The 16,798-nt window shown below is 63.3% G+C and carries 15 protein-coding genes; 6 read left to right on the top strand and 9 right to left on the bottom strand.

Features of this window, described 5'->3' with window-relative positions:
• Positions 1-51 precede the first annotated feature (51 nt).
• On the bottom strand, positions 52-1,077 hold the full coding sequence (locus LZK81_RS13500; protein WP_046603982.1) for a sugar ABC transporter substrate-binding protein: 1,026 nt from the start codon (positions 1,075-1,077) through the stop codon (positions 52-54).
• A gap of 329 nt (positions 1,078-1,406) precedes the next feature.
• Here LZK81_RS13500 and LZK81_RS13495 point away from each other — a divergent pair, with 329 nt between their 5' ends.
• The gene (locus LZK81_RS13495; protein ID WP_046625810.1) at positions 1,407-2,651 is read left to right on the top strand and encodes an ROK family transcriptional regulator; all 1,245 of its coding nucleotides are present in this window, start codon (positions 1,407-1,409) and stop codon (positions 2,649-2,651) included.
• Between the two features lie 27 nt (positions 2,652-2,678).
• On the opposite strand, the gene LZK81_RS13490 is transcribed toward LZK81_RS13495, so the two are convergent.
• On the bottom strand, positions 2,679-3,404 hold the full coding sequence (locus tag LZK81_RS13490; protein WP_233953617.1) for a ribonuclease activity regulator RraA: 726 nt from the start codon (positions 3,402-3,404) through the stop codon (positions 2,679-2,681).
• Between the two features lie 24 nt (positions 3,405-3,428).
• A complete protein-coding gene (gene araD, locus LZK81_RS13485) occupies positions 3,429-5,159 on the bottom strand; it encodes an L-arabinonate dehydratase (protein WP_233953616.1) in 1,731 nt (576 codons plus the stop codon).
• A gap of 163 nt (positions 5,160-5,322) precedes the next feature.
• Here araD and LZK81_RS13480 point away from each other — a divergent pair, with 163 nt between their 5' ends.
• The 5 genes from LZK81_RS13480 to LZK81_RS13460 all read left to right on the top strand — a co-directional run bounded on the left by LZK81_RS13480 (position 5,323) and on the right by LZK81_RS13460 (position 10,087).
• Entirely contained in the window at positions 5,323-6,000 is a 678-nt protein-coding gene (locus tag LZK81_RS13480) for a GntR family transcriptional regulator (RefSeq protein WP_233953615.1), read from the top strand.
• Positions 6,001-6,249: 249 nt separating this feature from the next.
• Positions 6,250-7,161 carry an ABC transporter substrate-binding protein gene (locus LZK81_RS13475; RefSeq protein ID WP_233953614.1) on the top strand — a complete coding sequence of 304 codons (912 nt, stop codon included), beginning with the start codon at positions 6,250-6,252 and terminating at the stop codon, positions 7,159-7,161.
• 84 nt (positions 7,162-7,245) lie between these two features.
• A complete protein-coding gene (locus LZK81_RS13470; RefSeq protein WP_233953613.1) occupies positions 7,246-8,412 on the top strand; it encodes an ABC transporter permease in 1,167 nt (388 codons plus the stop codon).
• Positions 8,409-9,347: an ABC transporter ATP-binding protein gene (locus LZK81_RS13465; RefSeq protein WP_233953612.1), complete on the top strand. Its 939-nt coding sequence runs from the start codon at positions 8,409-8,411 to the stop codon at positions 9,345-9,347. The genes LZK81_RS13470 and LZK81_RS13465 overlap by 4 nt, the downstream gene beginning before the upstream one ends.
• A complete protein-coding gene (locus tag LZK81_RS13460; RefSeq protein WP_233953611.1) occupies positions 9,344-10,087 on the top strand; it encodes an ABC transporter permease in 744 nt (247 codons plus the stop codon). Before LZK81_RS13465 ends, LZK81_RS13460 begins: the two co-directional genes overlap by 4 nt.
• Here LZK81_RS13460 and LZK81_RS13455 read toward each other — a convergent pair.
• Genes LZK81_RS13455 through LZK81_RS13430 form a run of 6 tightly spaced genes read right to left on the bottom strand, consistent with a single transcriptional unit; the run spans position 10,084 to position 16,762 of the window.
• On the bottom strand, positions 10,084-11,004 hold the full coding sequence (locus LZK81_RS13455) for a DMT family transporter (protein ID WP_233953610.1): 921 nt from the start codon (positions 11,002-11,004) through the stop codon (positions 10,084-10,086). The two genes, LZK81_RS13460 and LZK81_RS13455, sit on opposite strands and share 4 nt — an antisense overlap.
• Positions 11,005-11,054: 50 nt before the next feature.
• Positions 11,055-12,170 (bottom strand): anhydro-N-acetylmuramic acid kinase, encoded by a 1,116-nt coding sequence (locus LZK81_RS13450; RefSeq protein WP_233953609.1) that lies wholly within the window; start codon positions 12,168-12,170, stop codon positions 11,055-11,057.
• A 10-nt stretch (positions 12,171-12,180) separates the two neighbouring features.
• A complete protein-coding gene (locus LZK81_RS13445; RefSeq protein ID WP_233953608.1) occupies positions 12,181-13,206 on the bottom strand; it encodes a serine hydrolase domain-containing protein in 1,026 nt (341 codons plus the stop codon).
• Positions 13,207-13,218: 12 nt separating this feature from the next.
• The gene (locus tag LZK81_RS13440) at positions 13,219-14,964 is read right to left on the bottom strand and encodes an ABC transporter ATP-binding protein (protein WP_233953607.1); all 1,746 of its coding nucleotides are present in this window, start codon (positions 14,962-14,964) and stop codon (positions 13,219-13,221) included.
• Positions 14,961-15,800, bottom strand: coding sequence for an ABC transporter permease (locus LZK81_RS13435; protein ID WP_233953606.1), 840 nt, complete (start codon positions 15,798-15,800; stop codon positions 14,961-14,963). The genes LZK81_RS13440 and LZK81_RS13435 overlap by 4 nt, the downstream gene beginning before the upstream one ends.
• Complete coding sequence (locus LZK81_RS13430) at positions 15,800-16,762, bottom strand: ABC transporter permease (protein WP_233953605.1); 963 nt, start codon at positions 16,760-16,762, stop codon at positions 15,800-15,802. Before LZK81_RS13430 ends, LZK81_RS13435 begins: the two co-directional genes overlap by 1 nt.
• Positions 16,763-16,798 lie beyond the last annotated feature (36 nt).

Raw genomic sequence — 16,798 nt, 5'->3', positions numbered from 1 at the left:
GAAAATGGCCGGGGATCTCAACCCCGGCCGGGATGGGCTATATGGTGAGGATCAACCCCAGCACTTGGCCGTACCTTCCTTGACGTCGATCGACTTGACGCCGGGGACCGGCTTGTCGGTGACGAGCGCAACGCCGGTGTCGAAGAAGGACTTGCCTTCGGTCGGCTTCGGCTTTTCCTTGGTGTCGGCGAACTTCTTGATCGCCTCGATGCCGAGCGATGCCATCAGCAGCGGATATTGCTGCGAGGTGGCGCCGATCACGCCTTCCTTGACCGACTTGACGCCGGGGCAACCGCCATCGACCGAGACGATCAGCACGTTCTTTTCCATGCCGACAGCCTTCAGGGCCTGATAGGCGCCGACGGCGGAGGGCTCGTTGATCGTGTGGATGACGTTGATGCCGGAATTCTTCTGGAGGAGGTTTTCCATGGCCTTGCGGCCGCCTTCCTCGTTGCCGTTGGTCACGTCGTGGCCGACGATGCGCTTGTCGGTTTCGTCGCCGATCTTGTCCGGGTTCTTGGGATCGATGCCAAAGCCGATCATGAAGCCCTGGTCGCGCAGCACGTCGACCGTCGGCTGATCCGGGGTCAGGTCAAGGAAGCCGACCTTGGCATCCTTGGCCTTGTCGCCCATGGTTTCCTTTGCCCACTGGCCGATCAACTTGCCGGCGAGAAGGTTGTCGGTCGCGAACGTGGCATCGGCGGCACTGATCGGATCGAGCGGAGTGTCGAGCGCGATCACCAGGACGCCGGCGTCGCGGGCCTTCTTGACGGTCGGCACGATGCCCTTGGTGTCGGATGCGGTGATCAGAATGCCCTTGGCGCCGTCGGCGACGCAGCTTTCGATGGCTGCAACCTGGCTTTCGCTGTCACCGTCGATCTTGCCGGCATAGGATTTCAGCGTCACGCCGAGTTCCTTGGCCTTGGCCGTCGCACCTTCCTTCATCTTGACGAAGAAGGGGTTGGTGTCGGTCTTGGTGATCAGGCAGGCGGATACGCCTGCGGCCTCCGCGGGGGCGGAAAACGCAACGCCCAGGACAAGGGCGCCGAATGCGGCGGACAATACGGATTTCTTCATGGTCTCCTCCCAGAGTTTAAGACTGTCCGCCATGCGGACCAACGTTCACGCGTAATAAATGGGCACCGGTGCCACCGAGTTCGACAGGCGTCTCCTCCAAGCCGTCCTGTGCCCTTACACCCTAATTAAGAACGAGTTGAAATAGCCTGTCAATAATTAATTCCGATTGAATTATTTATTTCTCGTGCCATAGTTTGCCGAAGTGGAGGTTCGGAATCTGGCGATCTGTGTACGGAGTACCTTGGGGTTTAACTCGGGATATCAGAAGGATACCCTGCATTCCCGAATGAGGTGCTTCAGTCGATTCCACGCTTCTGGGAGGGAGAGCCATGTCAGTTTCAGATAGCGTGGCGCAAGGCCATGCGCTGCTGGGCAATTTCACCGGCGGCTCAAATCAGGTGCGGGTAAGGGCCTATAACGAGCGGCTCGTGCTTTCGCTAGTGCGTCTGAACGGCTCCATGTCGAAGGCGGATATCACGCGGCGCAGCGGGCTTTCCGCCCAGACCGTCTCGGTCATCATGCGGGCGCTCGAAAAGGACGGCCTTCTGTTGCGCGGTGAGCCGGTGCGCGGCCGGGTGGGGCAGCCTTCGGTGCCGATGCGACTCAATCCGGATGCGGTCTATTCGTTCGGCGTGAAGATCGGCCGGCGTAGCGCCGACCTGGTCCTGATGGATTTCGTCGGCCGCATCCGGCTGCAATATCACGAAACCTACGCCTATCCGCTTCCTGCAAAGATAATCGAGATCATCACCTCCGGCATTGCGCGGCTCGAAGGCCAGCTGACCGAGGTGCAGCGCGGCCGTATCGCCGGGATCGGCATCGCCGCGCCATTCGAACTGTGGAACTGGGCCGAGGAGGTGGGCGCGCCGCAAGGGGCGATGGAGGTCTGGCGCGGGTTCGATCTGCAGGCTGAAATCGCGGGCAAGGTCCAGCACGCGGTCTACCTGCAGAACGACGCGACAAGCGCCTGCGGCGCCGAACTGGTGTTCGGCGTTGGCCCCTCCTACCCGGATTTCGTGTATTTCTTCATCGGATCGTTCATCGGCGGCGGGATCGTTCTGAATTCGGCGATTTTTTCCGGACGGACCGGGACCGCGGGCGCTGTAGGGCCGCTTCCCGTGCGCGGCGGCGATGGCGAGACACGCCAATTGCTCGACATCGCCTCGATCTTCGTTCTCGAGAATCTCCTGAAGGAGCGGAACGTCGATCCGCAGCCGCTCTGGTATTCCGCAGACGACTGGATCGATTTCGGAGAGCCGCTCGATCTGTGGATACGGCAAACCGCGGCCGCGCTTGCCCAGGCGATCGTTGCGGCAGCCTCGATCATCGATTTCGGCGCGGCCGTGATCGACGGCGGCTTTCCGGCCTGGGTCAGGCAACGGATCGTCGCTGCGACCATCGAAGCCGTGACGCGGCTCGACCTGCAGGGTGTCATCATCCCCGATATCATCGAGGGAATGGTCGGCTCCCAGGCGCGGGCGATCGGCGGGGCCAGCCTGCCGATCTTTGCCAAGTACCTGTCCGACCAGAACGTGCTTTTCAAGGACCTGCGCGAAACGGCGGCAGGTCCATAAGCGGTGGGATATCGGCCAGCCGTCGCCTCAGCGGCCCTTGGCCTGACGCCAGCGGGCGAAGTCGGATTTGCTCTCCTCCTTCGTCGCCGGGTAGAGGCCGATGATCGAGCGGCCTTTCAGGACTTCCTCGGTCACGAAATCCTCAAACGCAGTCATTTCGATCACCTCATCGGCGATTTCGTCGGCGATATGCGCGGGGATGACGACGACTCCCTCGTTGTCGCCGACCATCACGTCGCCCGGCCAGACGGCGACGTCGCCACAGCCGATGGGCACGTTGATGTCGAGTGCCTGGTGTAGAGTGAGGTTGGTCGGGGCGGAGGGGCGGTTGTGGTAGGCGCGGATGCCGAGTTCGGCGATCTCCGGGCTATCGCGAAAACCGCCATCGGTGACGACGCCGGCGACACCGCGCACCATCAGGCGCGATACGAGGATAGAGCCCGCGGAGGCCGCGCGGGGATCCTTGCGGCTGTCCATGACCATGACATGGCCGGGTGGGCACTGCTCGACGGCGGCGCGCTGCGGATGCTCCGGGTTCTGAAACGCCGAGAGCGGGTTGAGGTCTTCGCGTGCCGGGATGTAGCGCAACGTGAAGGCCTGGCCGACCATGTTTCCAGGTTTCTGGGAAAGCGGCCGGACATCCTGGATGAACTGGTTGCGCAGGCCGCGCTTGAAGAGCGCGGTGCAGATCGTCGCGCAGCTGACGCTTTCGTATTTCTGGCGTGTGGCGTCGGAAAGAATGTAGTCGGTCATAGGGTTCCACTCAGACATGTCGGGTCAGAAAATCTCGGGCTCGCCGACGGCGGCACCGAATTCCCGTTCGAGGAAGTCGAAGTCGCAGCCTTCGTTGGCCTGCTTGATGTGCTTGGTAAACATCCAGCCGTAGCCGCGTCCGTATTTGTCGGCAGGCGCCACCCATTCGGCGCGGCGCCTGGCGAGCGTTGCATCGTCCACCAGCATGTCGATCGAGCGGTTCGGCAGGTCGACGCGGATGATGTCGCCGGTGCGCACCAGCGACAGCGGGCCGCCGATATGGGCTTCAGGCGCCACGTGCAGGATGCAGGCGCCGTAGCTCGTGCCGGACATGCGGGCATCGGAAATGCGCAGCATGTCGCGAAAACCCTGTTTCAGGATCTTCTTCGGGATCGGCAGCATGCCCCATTCCGGCATGCCGGGACCGCCTTTGGGTCCGGCGTTGCGCAGGATCAGCACGTGGTCGGCGGTGACGTCGAGGTCTTCGCGGTCGATCATCGCCTTCATTTCCGGATAGCTGTCGAAGACGAGGGCAGGGCCTTCGTGGACCCGCAGCCGCGGTTCGCAGGCGGAAGGCTTCATGACGCAGCCGTCCGGCGCGAGGTTGCCCTTGAGGACCGCCAGCGAGCCTTCATGATAGATCGGGTTCGACAAGGGGCGGATGACGTCGCTGTTGTAGACTTCGGCGCCTTTCAGCGTCTCGCCGAGCGGGAAACCGCTGACGGTCATGGCATCGAGCTTCAGGAGATCCTTGATCTCCGACATCAGGGCGCGCAGGCCACCGGCATAATAGAAATCTTCCATCAGATATTTGTCGCCGGATGGGCGGATGTTGGCGACAACCGGCGTCGTGCGTCCCGCCTTGTCGAGATCGTCCAGCGTCAGCGGCACGCCGGCGCGGCGAGCCATCGACAGCAGATGCACGACCGCGTTGGTGGAACAGCCGGTCGCCATGGCGACCGTCGTCGCATTGTGGACTGCATCCGGCGTGATGATCTTGTCAGGCGTCAGTTCGTCCCAGACCATTTCGACGATCCGGCGGCCGCAGCGGGTGCTCATCCGTATGTGGTTGACGTCCGCAGCGGGAATGGAACTGGCACCGGGGAGGGTAAGGCCGAGCGCTTCGGCAATTGCGGTCATGGTGCTTGCGGTGCCGAAGGTCATGCAATGGCCGTAGGAGCGGGCAATGCCCTCTTCGACGCCGGTCCATTGTTCTTCGGAAATCGTGCCGGCGCGGCGTTCGTCCCAGTATTTCCAGGCGTCCGAGCCGGAGCCCAGCCATTCGCCCTTGTAGTTGCCGCGCAGCATCGGGCCGGCGGGCAGGAAGATCATCGGGAAACCGGCGCTGATAGCCCCCATGACCAGAGCCGGTGTGGTCTTGTCGCAGCCGCCCATCAACACCGCCCCGTCGACAGGGTGGGCGCGCAAGAGCTCCTCGGCCTCCATGGCGAGGAAGTTGCGATAGAGCATCGATGTCGGCTTCAGCGCGCTTTCGGAGAGCGACTGAACCGGCAGTTCGACCGGGAAGCCGCCGGCCTGAAGCACGCCGCGCTTAACGTGTTCGACGCGATCCTTGAAATGGGCATGGCAGGCGTTGAGGTCGGACCAGGTATTGAGGATGGCGATGATCGGCTTCTTGCCCCAATCCTTCTCGTCAAAACCCATCTGCATCATTCGGGAACGGTGTCCCGACGAACGGAGATCATCCGGCGCGAACCAACGGGCGCTGCGGAGATCGGCTGCTTCCTTAGTCATGCTTGCTCTTCCAGAAATCCTGCCATCGTTCCGGAATCGATTCTGTCGCGATCCCAGGGACGGAGCTCCTCCCGCCCGGCGCCAACTTAAACACGCTCGTTTTAAATTGATATATCAAATTTCAGATGCTAGGTCAGCCCAACGGACAAGGTGGAGGACGCGGATGGGGATTGACAATGCGCTTCTGCCAGTGGCGCCGGTTTTTCTGAAAAGCCTGCGCGACCATGTTTACGGGCTGGTACGCGATGCCATTCTTTCCGGCCGGCTGAAGAGCGGCGAGAGGCTGAACGAGCGCCATCTCGCGGGCCATCTCGGCATAAGCACGACACCGCTGAAGGAGGCTTTGCGCGTGCTTGAGGCCGAAGGGCTGGTTCGGTCGGAGCCTCGCCGCGGGATTTATGTCACCTTCAATGCCGGCCAGGCGGAAGAGATGATGCTGGCGCGTGCTGCACTCGAGAGCATGATTGCTCGCCAGGCCGCCAAGCGGGTGAAGGATGAGGACTTGGCCCTGATGCGCGAACTCATCGTCGAGATGCGGGCAGGCCTCAAGACGGCGGACGTGCTGCAGCTCATCGCTCTCAACGAGCGCTTCCACGACGTCATCCATGAAGCATCCGGCTGCGGCTATCTGCGTCGCCTGCAGGGCGGCCAGAGCATCTACACCCATACCGCCCGTCTCAGTGTGCTGTCGGAAGAGCGGGAGCGCTTTCTGGCGGTCGAGGAGCATGAGGCCATTGCCAATGCGATCGCCGACCGCGATCCCGATCTCGCCGAGCGCCTGATGCGAGATCACGTCATTCGCTCGGGCGAGAAACATCTGATCCGCGTGTCTCAAGCGTGAAGTCGTGGGAAGCGACGGTTTTGATTGTGAGGTTCGACGACGCCAATGAGATCGATGGCTGAATAGCGTGCGGCAAATCTTATGAGTTAGGTCGATCGGCGGATAAAAATGCACCGCACAAAATATTTGTCCGATGCGTCCTTCCGGAACTCGCACATTGCATAAGTCGCCCTACATAACAGTGGCTTTTATGTGTTCCAGGCCAAGTCAAACGAGGTGGTGACTGGCGATCCGGAGGGAAATTCTGTCATGTCTTTGAAAAAGAAGCTTTTAGGCATTGCTTTCGCGCTTGGCGTTTCGGCCACCATGGCGAATGCCCAGGTCGTCGTCTCGTCCAAGATCGATACCGAAGGTGGCGTGCTGGGCAATATCATCCTTGCCATGCTCAAGGCGAACAACATCCGGGCCACCGACCGCATCCAGCTCGGTGCGACGCCGGTGGTGCGCAAGGCGATTACCGCCGGCGAGATCGACATCTATCCGGAATATACCGGCAACGGCGCCTTCTTCTTCGAGAAGGGTGACGATCCGGCCTGGAAGGACCCGCAAAAGGCCTATGAAGCGGTCAAGAAGCTCGATTACGATGCCAACAAGATCGTCTGGCTGGCACCGTCTTCGGCCAACAACACCTGGGCGATCGCGGTGCGCAAGGACGTTGCCGACGCCAACAAGCTGAAGACGCTGACCGACTTCGGCAAATATGTGACCGGCGGCGGCAAGATCGTGCTGGCGGCCTCCTCCGAATTCGTCAATTCGGCCGCAGCCTTGCCGGCCTTCCAGACCACCTACGGCTTCAAGCTGAAACCCGACCAGCTGATCACGCTCTCGGGCGGCGATACGGCGGCAACCATCGGCGCGGCCGCCAACCAGACCAACAATGCCAATGCCGCCATGGTCTACGGTACCGACGGCGGCATCGCGCCGTCCGGCCTTGTGGTTCTCGAAGACGACAAGGGCGTCCAGCCGGTCTACCAGCCGACCCCGATCATCCGCGAGGAGGTGCTCAAGAAGAACCCGACCATCGAGGCGGTGCTGAAGCCGGTCTTCGCCAAGCTCGATCTCGTCACACTGCAGGACCTCAATGGTCGCGTGCAGGTAGGTGGCGAACCAGCCAAGGCGGTTGCCGAGGATTTCCTCAAGAAGAACGGCTTCCTGAAGTAATTCCTTTTCGGAGCGGTTTCGTGTCAACATGGGCCGGGCGCTCGAACGCCCGGCTTTTTCATCAGTCGTAAGGCAGGGGGCGGTTTGAGAGTTCGGTTCGACAAGCTCGGCATCGTCATAGCCCTTCTTGCCGCCTATGGCGTGCTCTGGTCGTCCTTCGCGACGCTCAAGCCCAACCGCATCGTGCAGGGACAGGCGGAGTCGATGCTGCAGTCGCTGCCGGCCTGGGCGGGCTGGGGTCTGATCGGCGTGCTGGTTCTTGCGACCGCAGCAGCACTCTTTCGCACGTCCCCCTGGATAAAGCTGCTTGCCGCCGTCGCGGCGCTTGCGGCGCTGACGCTTTCGATCGGATACGCCGCGACATTCCTGACGCCGCCCGGCAATACCTATGCCCGCGTCTCACCCGCTTCGGGTTTCTGGATCCTGCTGTTCGCCTTTGCGCTTCTGGCTGCCGATGCGATCACGCGGCTCGATCCGCCGCCGGCGATGCGGGTGCTGTTTCTGGTCCTGGCCGCGGCGGCGATTGGCACGCTGCTGATGTCGGGAAGCTGGAACGGGCTGTCGATCATGAAGGAATATTCCGGCCGCGCCGACGTCTTCTGGGTCGAGGCGGGCAAACATGTGGAACTGGCGCTTGGCTCGCTGTTTGCCGCCGTCCTGGTCGGGCTGCCGCTCGGCATCCTCTGTCATCGGGTGGCGCCGCTGAGGGACGGCGTGCTCAACACGCTGAACCTCGTCCAGACCATCCCGTCGATCGCGCTTTTCGGCCTGTTGATTGCGCCGCTCGGCTGGATCGCCGCCAATGTGCCGGGTGCCGCGGCGATCGGCATCCGCGGCATCGGGGGAGCCCCTGCCTTTGTTGCGCTGTTTCTCTATTCGCTGCTGCCTGTCGTCGCCAACACCGTCGTCGGGCTTGCCGGCGTGCCGCGCGCTGCAAACGACGCTGCCCGCGGCATCGGGATGACCGGCCGGCAGCGGCTGTTCAAGATCGAGTTTCCGCTGGCGCTGCCGGTGATCCTGACCGCGATCCGCATCGTGCTCGTCCAGAATATCGGCATGGCGACGATTGCCGCGCTGATCGGCGGCGGCGGTTTCGGCGTCTTCGTCTTCCAGGGCATCGGCCAGACCGCCATGGACCTAGTGCTGCTCGGCGCCGTGCCGACGGTGGCGCTCGCATTTGCCTCGGCCGTCGTCCTCGACGCGCTGATCGAGATGAACTCCCGCGTTCCCAACGGAGCCAGATCCGCATGATCGAGATCGACGCCATCACCAAGCGCTATGACGGTATCGCCGTCGTCGACAATGTCTCGATGGTGATCGAGCCGCGCACCGTCACGGTCGTCGTGGGCACGTCCGGTTCCGGCAAGACGACGCTGATCCGGATGATCAACCGGCTGGTGGAAGCGACCGAAGGGGCCATCCGGCTCGATGGCGAGGACAACCGGTCGATACCGGGCTACGAGCTGCGGCGCCGGATCGGCTACGCCATCCAGGGCCATGGGCTTTTCCCGCACCGGACGGTGGCGCAGAACATTGCGACGGTGCCCGGCCTGCTCGGCTGGACGAAGGCCCGTATCGACGCCAAGGTCGAGGAATTGCTGACGCTCTTCCAGCTCGAGCCGAAGACGTTCGGGCCGCGTTATCCGCACGAACTCTCCGGCGGCCAGCAGCAGCGCGTCGGGGTGGCGCGGGCGCTAGCCGCCGAACCGAACGTGCTGTTGATGGACGAGCCCTTCGGCGCGCTCGATCCGATCATCCGGGCCAAGGCGCAGGAGGACCTGCTGGCGATCCAGAGATATTTCGGCACGACGATCGTGCTCGTCACCCATGACATGAACGAGGCTTTCCATCTCGCTGATAAGATTGCCGTGATGGACAAGGGCAGGGTGGTGCAATACGGGCCGCCGGCGGAACTCGTCCGTGCTCCGGCCACGCCCTTCGTCGAGACGCTGATCGGCGATGCGGAACGGCCGTTCCGGCTGCTTTCGATTGCAAAGACCGGCGCTGCGGCGGAGCCCGGCGAGGCGGAAGGCGAGCCGATCCGCGAGGACAGGAGCCAGCAGGAGGCGCTTGCCGATCTCATCTGGAGTGGTCGCGATGCGCTTCCGGTCATCTCCAGGAGCGGCGCTCCAATGGGCCGGGTGACGCTTGATGCGATCCTCAAGCGCGCCGCGAGGCCGCGATGAGGGCTTGGGTGCCGACCGTCCTGCGCAGCCTTCTGCTTCTCGTGCTGATCATCTTCCTGCTATCGCCGGGCAGTTTCGAGCCGCTGCTGAAACCGCTCGTGCAGCCGAACGCGCCGGCGATCTACAATCAGGGCAGCCTGCTCAGCCTGACGCTCCTGCATCTGCGGACGGTCTTGATCGCGACGTTGGCGGCGACGATCATCGCCGTGCTGCTGGCGATCCTCGTCACCCGGCCGTTCGGGGCGGAGTTCCTGGCGCTTTCCCGCAGCCTCGTCAATATCGGCCAGACGTTCCCGCCGGTCGCGGTTCTGGCGCTTGCCGTGCCGGCCGTCGGTTTCGGCGAGAAGCCAACGCTGATCGCGCTGTTTCTCTATGGGCTTCTGCCGATCTTTGAAAACACGCTGACCGCGCTCACCAATCTGCCGCGATCGGTGATGGAGGCGGCGCGTGGTTCCGGCATGACACCTTTCCAGCGGCTCATTCAGGTCGAGTTGCCGTTGTCCTTGCCGGTGGTCGTCGCCGGCATCCGGCTGTCGGTGGTGATCAGTCTCGCCACCGCGACGATCGGTTCGACGGTCGCGGCAAAGACGCTCGGCGAGGTGATCATTGCAGGGCTGCAATCCAACAACCTCGCCTTCGTGCTACAGGGCGGGCTGATCGTCGGTGCGCTGGCCGTGCTGATCTACGATGGTCTCTCGGCGATCGAGGCCATGATCGCCCGCCGGACGGGTGCGGCCTAGCCGTGACTGGAATCGGTCGGCACGACCGGCTCGACATCCTGTTTCAGGCTGCCGCGGTGGAAGATGAACAGCCCGGCGATGACGATGATGCCGGCGCCGATCCAGGTCTGCGCATCCGGCAAGTCCCCGAAGAACAACCAGCCGAGAATGACCGCCCAAACCAGCAGTGTATATTGCAGCGGCGCGAGCACTGAGGCCGGCGCGAGCTTCAATGAGCGGGTGATCAGGAGATGGGCGATGCAGGCGACCACGCCGAGCAGCAGCAGCGCCAGCAACTCGCCGGTATTGAACGGGCTCCAGTGGCCGATGCTGAGAAATATGCCGGCGATCAGGCCGGCAATCGTCTGCCAGGTGACGAGCGTCGCATCGGTCGTGGCGCGCAGCCTGCGGTTCAGGACGAGGGTGAGCGCGAAGGACAGGCTGCCGACAAGCCCGAAGACGGAAGGCCATGCGAGCATTTCGGAAGAGGGGCGCAGCGCGATCACCACACCAACGAACCCGATCAGGACGGCGAGCCAGCGCCGCCAGCCGATGCGCTCGCCGAGCAGGAAATGCGAAAGGGCCGCCACATAGATCGGTCCTGCCATGTAGAAGGTCATCACGTCGGCGAGCGGCAGGTAGGCGACGGCGGCGTAGAAGAGGGCCAGATCTCCGGTGGCGAACAGCACGCGCAGCACTTGGAGCGGCATCCGCTCGACTTTGTACAGGGCCGATATCGGCTGGCGAGCGATCATCGGACCAAGGATGAAGAAGGCGCCGAACGAGCGGATCACCAGGACCTGGCCGACCGAGAAGCTGGCGACCAGCCATTTGCCCATGGCGTCGTTGAGCGAAAACATGAAGGCGCCGAGCAGAAACAGCAGGACGCCGGCCAGTGCGGCGTTGCTGCCGAAAGCGGAAGAGGCTCTTTTGTCCATGATGTTTTAGAGTCCCCCGACTCTGATCCTGCAATTTCGAAAGCCGGGACTTACCCGGCGAGCCTGCCACCTTGCAAGGGCCTTGGTGCACCGGTGGTTGTGGGAAAACTGATCGGCAGGCCGCGCAATACGCGAACCGCGAGGAATGCGAAGCACTCGGCCTCCACCGCATCGCCGCGCCAGCCGAGCGTATCGGCGGAAACGGCCTTCACGCCGGCGCGGCTTTCGAGCATCGACATGATCGTCGGGTTGTGGCGGCCGCCACCACTGACGATGAGGCGTTTCGGCCGGTGCGGCAGCAGATCGAGCGCCTTGCCGACTGCGGACGCCGTGAAAGCCGAAAGGGTTGCCGCGCCGGTGGCATCGTCGAGACCGTCCGCCATGGCGGCGGTGAAATCGAAACGATCGAGCGATTTCGGGTAGGGCGCCGTGAGATAGGCATGATCGAGAAGCTTTGCGAGGCGGTCTTCATCGACCTTGCCGGAGGCGCCGAGCGCGCCGTTGCGGTCCATCTCGCCGAGGCCGCGTGCCTTGATGAAATCGTTGAGCGGCGCATTAGCCGGGCCGGTGTCGAAGGCGATCATCAGATTCTTGCCGTCCCACCAGGTGATGTTGGCGACGCCGCCAAGATTGAGCACGGCCGTATCGCCGCTCGTATCGACACCGCGTAGCAGGGCGGAATGATAGGCGGCGGCAAGCGGCGCGCCCTGGCCGCCGGCACGCACGTCCGCCGAGCGGAAATCGTATGCGACCTTGGTGCCAAGGATCGAGGCCATCAGCTCGCCATCGCCGAGCTGGCGGGTGTCGCCGAGCCTGTCTTTGGTGGGTGCCCGGTGCAGCACGCTCTGGCCGTGGAAACCGACGATGCCGATATCGGCCATGGTCAGCCCCGTGCTTTCGACCAGTTCCCTGACGGCGTAGGACTGCGCCTTTGTAAGCGCCTGTTCGGCTTCGCGGAAGATTGCCGGATCCGGTCCTTCGAAATTCCAGACGCGGGCCTGAGCGAGCGTTTCCTCCAGGAGAGTGCGGATTTCCGGCGGATAGGGGGCGAGCGTATAGGCGCCAAACGTGTCGATCGTCTCGCCGTCCGTCTTCAGGAGCGCCACGTCTATATTGCCGTCGAGAACGGTTCCGGTCATCAGGCCGACAGCCCAGATTGGCCCCATGATCAGCTCCTCAGGTTTGGTTCACGAGATTGCAGACCGCCTGCCTGAGCGGCAGGATGCCGCTGTCGAAATGGCGGGTCGGGTGGATGCGGTTGGTGAGCAGGGTCACGGCACGACCCTTGTCGAAATCGATCAGCAGGCTTGTGCCGGTAAAGCCCGTGTGGCCGATCGTTCCGGGGCCGCACAGACTTCCACCCCACCAGTCGGCATAGGGATGCTCCCAGCCATGGGTCCGCCGGTTCGAGAGGGGCGTGCGCATCAGCGCTATCGCATTCCTGGACGCTCCGGTGCCGTCGAGCAGGCTTTCGGCGAAGTCCAGAACCGACTTTACCGTGCCGAACAGGCCCGCGTGGCCGGAACCCTGCAGCGCCGAGCAATTTTCGTCGTGCACTTCGCCCGAGAGGATCCGCTGCCGCCAGGCACAGTCTTCGGTGGCGGCCGAGTTTTCCGGATCGGCAGACCAGGCGAAACCCGGACCGGGATCGATGTCGCGGATCGTCTTCTTCGCCAGCCGTTCGAGCGCCAAACCGAGCAGGATGAAGTTGATGTCGGAATAGACCGGCGGACCGGCTTTCCATTCCCGCTGCAGGATGAAAGCGCGCAGCAGGTCCGGATCGCGGCCGTACGTATAGATCGGTTCGACACCCGGAAACGGCGTCTGGTGGCCGAGGCACTGTCGAAAGGTAATCTTCCGCTCCCAGGCCTCTGCATTGTATTGGCGCAGGTCCGGCAGCAGGGAGGTGAGCGGCGCGTCGAGATCGATCGTGCCGTCGTCGGCAAGCTTCAGGATGCGCGTCGTGGTGAAGATCACCTTGGTGAGTGAGGCGAGATCGAACCAGGTGTCTACGGTCATCGGACGTTCAATCGGAACGACTTGCGCCGAGCCGACGGCGCGGGCCATGCGCCCGTGTTTCAGATCGACGATGCCGAGCACGCCGCCGGGGATGCGCCTGTCGGTGACGGATTTTTCGAGCGGGGCGAAGGCCCGCTCGAAGACGGCGGCAAGTTCGAGACTGGCGGAAGCTTTGTCTTTCATATCGTTACATCCTCAGGCTTCCACCCGCGCCCGGTGATCCGGTCCACAGGTCTGCCACTCGGCGGGCGGCGGCTCAAAGCCCGGCGGCCGAACCAGAGACGGGACCTGGCGCGTATCGAGTTCGAAATGCTGGTTGCGGCGCTCGATGCTCGGCACGGCGGAAATCAGCCGCTTGGTATAGGAATGCTGCGGGCTGGACAGCACCGACGCGGCATCGCCGATCTCGACGATCTGGCCAGCATAAAGCACCGCGATTCGGTGGGCGATACGTTCGACGACCGCCATGTCGTGCGATACGAAAAGATAGGCGAGGCCGTATTCGTGCTGAAGATCGACCAGCAGTTCCAGCACCTTGGCCTGCACCGAGACATCCAGCGCCGAAACTGCCTCGTCAAGCACGACGATCGACGGATTGAGCATCAGCGCGCGGGCGATGCAGAGGCGCTGGCGCTGGCCGCCGGAAAATTCGTGCGGGTAACGCAGGAGGCTGTTTTCGGGCAAGCCGACGCGCTTCAGCAGGGCTACCATTTTCGCCCGGGTTTCCGCGTCGATGCGGCCACCGGCGGCGATCACCGGTTCGGCGAGGATGCTGTCGATCCGCAGGCGCGGATTGAGCGAGGCGTAAGGGTTCTGGAAGACCATCTGCACGGAGGGATCGCTGCCGTCGACGATTGCTCCGTTGTTGGCGGAAAAGCTGCCGCGGGTGGGCTTCACGAGACCGAGGATGGCGCGGGCCGTGGTCGACTTGCCGGAGCCGCTTTCGCCGACGATCGCCAGCGTTTCGCCCGGCATCAGGTCGAAGCCGACATTCTCGACTGCATGGACCGAGCCCGGCGAACGGGTGAGGATGCTGCCGGCCACCTTGAAGCGCACCGTCAGGCCGTCGACTTTCAGGGCAGGGACAATCGCCTCGGATTTTTGCCGGCTGAAATCGGAACGGGCGGCGCGGCCGGATTCGAAATGCGGCACGGCGCTTAGCAGATGCTGGGTATAGGGATGTTTCGGCTGGTCGAGGACGTCGCCGAGTGGTCCCTGTTCGACCGCTTCGCCGGCCTGCATGACCATGATCTTGTCGGCAATGCCGGCGACGAGGCCGATGTCATGGGTGATGAAGATCATCCCCATGTCGGTCTCGCGCTTCAACTCGCCGAGCAGCGCCATGATCTGCGCCTGAACGGTCACGTCGAGCGCCGTTGTCGGTTCGTCGGCGATCAGCAGGCGCGGATTGCAGGCGAGTGCCATGGCGATCATGACGCGCTGGAGCATGCCGCCGGAAAGCTGGTTCGGGGTATATTTGAGGCGCCGGGCGGCATCGGGGATACGGACGCGGTCGAGCGCGTCCTTCGCCGCAGCCGTCGCCTGCCTGCCGGTCAGTCCGCGATGCAGACGAAACGATTCCTCGATCTGCCGGCCGATCGTCAGCACCGGGTTGAGCGAGGTCATCGGCTCCTGGAAGATCATGCCGATCTCGGAGCCGCGGATCTTTTCGAGCACCGGCTCTTGCGCCCCGGTGATGTCGAGAATGCTGTCGTCTTCGCGTTTCAGGGTGATCGAACCGCCGATGATCCGGCCGCCGCCGAAATCGACCAGCCGGTTGATGGAGAGCGCGGTGACGGATTTGCCCGAGCCGCTTTCGCCGACGATCGCCAGCGTTTCGCCGGCATCGAGGTCGAAGCTGACGCCTTTGACGATCTCGTTTTGCTTCGGGTCACGCCCGAAACCGACGCGCAGGCCGGATACCGAGAGAAGCGGCGTCATGGCGCGGACCTCCGCGTCTTGGGGTCGAGGATGTCGCGCAAGGCGTCACCGAGCAGGTTGAAGCCGAGAATGCTGATCATGATGGCGACCGCCGGGAAGATCAGCAGCCAGGGCGCGTTTTCCATCAGGTTGCGGCTATCGGCCAGCATCAGCCCGAGCGAGGAGGCCGGCGGCTGAGTGCCGAGGCCGAGGAAGGAGAGACCTGCCTCGGTCAGCAGCGACCAGGCCAAAGCCAGCGTCACCTGAACGGTCAGTGGTGCCACGAGATTGAGGAGCAGGTGCCGGGTCAGGATATACCTACGGCTGGAGCCGAAGGTGCGGGCGGCATCGACGAATTCTCGGGCCTTGATGGAGAGTGCCGGACCACGCACCACGCGGGTGAAGATCGGCGTGTAGACGATGGCGATGGCCGCGACACTCGTCCAGGTACCTGGGCCGACAACGGCAATGATGAGGAGGGCGAGCAGGATCGCCGGGAAGGCGAGCAGCACATCCATGATGCGCATGACGATGCCGTCCCAGGCCTTGCCGAACCAGGCAGCGGTCAGGCCGAGCACGGTTCCGGCAACAGTCGCCAGCGTCACCGAGCAGAAAGCGACAAGGAAGGACTGGCCGATGCCGTTCATCAGCCGGCTTGCGACGTCGCGGCCGAACAGGTCGGTGCCCATCCAGTAGACTGCGTTCGGCGCATGCAGACGGTCGATGCGGAACTGCTGCAGGGGGTTATGAGGGGTGACACCGAACATGCCGAGCAGCGCCACGACGACATAGATCACGACGATCGTGCCGCCGATCCTGCCGCTGGAATGGCCGAAAATTGCACGCAGCATCGACATCAGTTGCTCTCTCCGAGCCGGATACGCGGATCAAGCGTCACATAAGCGAGGTCGACGAGCAGGTTGACCACCATGAAGTTGAAGGCAATGAACAGGACGCAGCCCTGCACCAGCGCGTAATCGCGCTGCAGGATCGCTTCGAGGACGAGGCGACCGAGGCCGGGCAGGGCGTAGATCTGCTCCACCAGCACGGCGCCGCCGAGCAGGTAGCCGAATTCGACGCCGCTCAACGTGACGACCGGGATCAGTGCATTCGGCAGGGCATGGCGCCAGATGACGCTACGTTTCGGCACGCCCTTCGAGCGGGCGGTACGCACATAGTCGTCGCTGAGCACATCGAGCATGGCGGAGCGGGAGATGCGGGTGACGGAGGCGGCGAAGGCAAAACCGAGCGTGATCGCCGGCAGGATCATCTGGCCGAGATTGCGCAATGGATCGGTGAACAGCGGCGTGAATTCGCCCATGGTCGGCAGGATGCCGAAACCGGCCGACAGCGCATAGATGATCAGCAGGCCGACGACGAAATTCGGTGTCGACTGGCCGATCATCGCGAAGATCCGCACTGCAAGATCAGACATCCTTTCGTTGCGGGTGGCGGCGAACACGCCGGCCGGCAGGCCGACGAGCAGCGCCACGCACATGGACATCAAGGCGAGCTGCAGCGTCAGCGGAAAACGTTCGAGGATGATGGTGAGCGCCGGCTTGCCGTGGATGACGGAAATGCCGAGATCGCCCTGGAGGACGCCGAGAAGCCAGCTCCAGTATTGCACCAGGATCGGCTTGTCGATGCCGAAATAGGCGGCGAGCGCGGCCCGTTGTGCGGGCGTCAGAAGGCCGGCTTCGGTGCCGAGCATCGCGGTGATCGCGTCACCCGGCACCAGTCGAATTGCGACGAACACGAGGATGGAGACCCCGAGCATCACGAGCGGAAACGTCAACAGCCGTCGCGCCAGGTAACTCATTCGTTCACCAACCTCGTATCCGTACCGTCAGTCTTT

Source organism: Neorhizobium galegae, assembly GCF_021391675.1.
Taxonomy (GTDB): domain Bacteria; phylum Pseudomonadota; class Alphaproteobacteria; order Rhizobiales; family Rhizobiaceae; genus Neorhizobium; species Neorhizobium galegae_B.
The sequence above is the reverse complement of the archived record's forward strand: the minus strand, read 5'-3'. Positions and strand labels throughout refer to the sequence as shown.

What these genes read in the sequence shown, in the direction of transcription:
- LZK81_RS13500 (WP_046603982.1), bottom strand. Translation starts at nt 1,077, where the DNA reads ATGAAGAAATCCGTATTGTCCGCCGCATTCGGCGCCCTTGTCCTGGGC.
- LZK81_RS13495 (WP_046625810.1), top strand. Translation starts at nt 1,407, where the DNA reads ATGTCAGTTTCAGATAGCGTGGCGCAAGGCCATGCGCTGCTGGGCAAT.
- LZK81_RS13490 (WP_233953617.1), bottom strand. Translation starts at nt 3,404, where the DNA reads ATGACCGACTACATTCTTTCCGACGCCACACGCCAGAAATACGAAAGC.
- araD (WP_233953616.1), bottom strand. Translation starts at nt 5,159, where the DNA reads ATGACTAAGGAAGCAGCCGATCTCCGCAGCGCCCGTTGGTTCGCGCCG.
- LZK81_RS13480 (WP_233953615.1), top strand. Translation starts at nt 5,323, where the DNA reads ATGGGGATTGACAATGCGCTTCTGCCAGTGGCGCCGGTTTTTCTGAAA.
- LZK81_RS13475 (WP_233953614.1), top strand. Translation starts at nt 6,250, where the DNA reads ATGTCTTTGAAAAAGAAGCTTTTAGGCATTGCTTTCGCGCTTGGCGTT.
- LZK81_RS13465 (WP_233953612.1), top strand. Translation starts at nt 8,409, where the DNA reads ATGATCGAGATCGACGCCATCACCAAGCGCTATGACGGTATCGCCGTC.
- LZK81_RS13460 (WP_233953611.1), top strand. Translation starts at nt 9,344, where the DNA reads ATGAGGGCTTGGGTGCCGACCGTCCTGCGCAGCCTTCTGCTTCTCGTG.
- LZK81_RS13455 (WP_233953610.1), bottom strand. Translation starts at nt 11,004, where the DNA reads ATGGACAAAAGAGCCTCTTCCGCTTTCGGCAGCAACGCCGCACTGGCC.
- LZK81_RS13450 (WP_233953609.1), bottom strand. Translation starts at nt 12,170, where the DNA reads ATGGGGCCAATCTGGGCTGTCGGCCTGATGACCGGAACCGTTCTCGAC.
- LZK81_RS13445 (WP_233953608.1), bottom strand. Translation starts at nt 13,206, where the DNA reads ATGAAAGACAAAGCTTCCGCCAGTCTCGAACTTGCCGCCGTCTTCGAG.
- LZK81_RS13440 (WP_233953607.1), bottom strand. Translation starts at nt 14,964, where the DNA reads ATGACGCCGCTTCTCTCGGTATCCGGCCTGCGCGTCGGTTTCGGGCGT.
- LZK81_RS13435 (WP_233953606.1), bottom strand. Translation starts at nt 15,800, where the DNA reads ATGTCGATGCTGCGTGCAATTTTCGGCCATTCCAGCGGCAGGATCGGC.
- LZK81_RS13430 (WP_233953605.1), bottom strand. Translation starts at nt 16,762, where the DNA reads ATGAGTTACCTGGCGCGACGGCTGTTGACGTTTCCGCTCGTGATGCTC.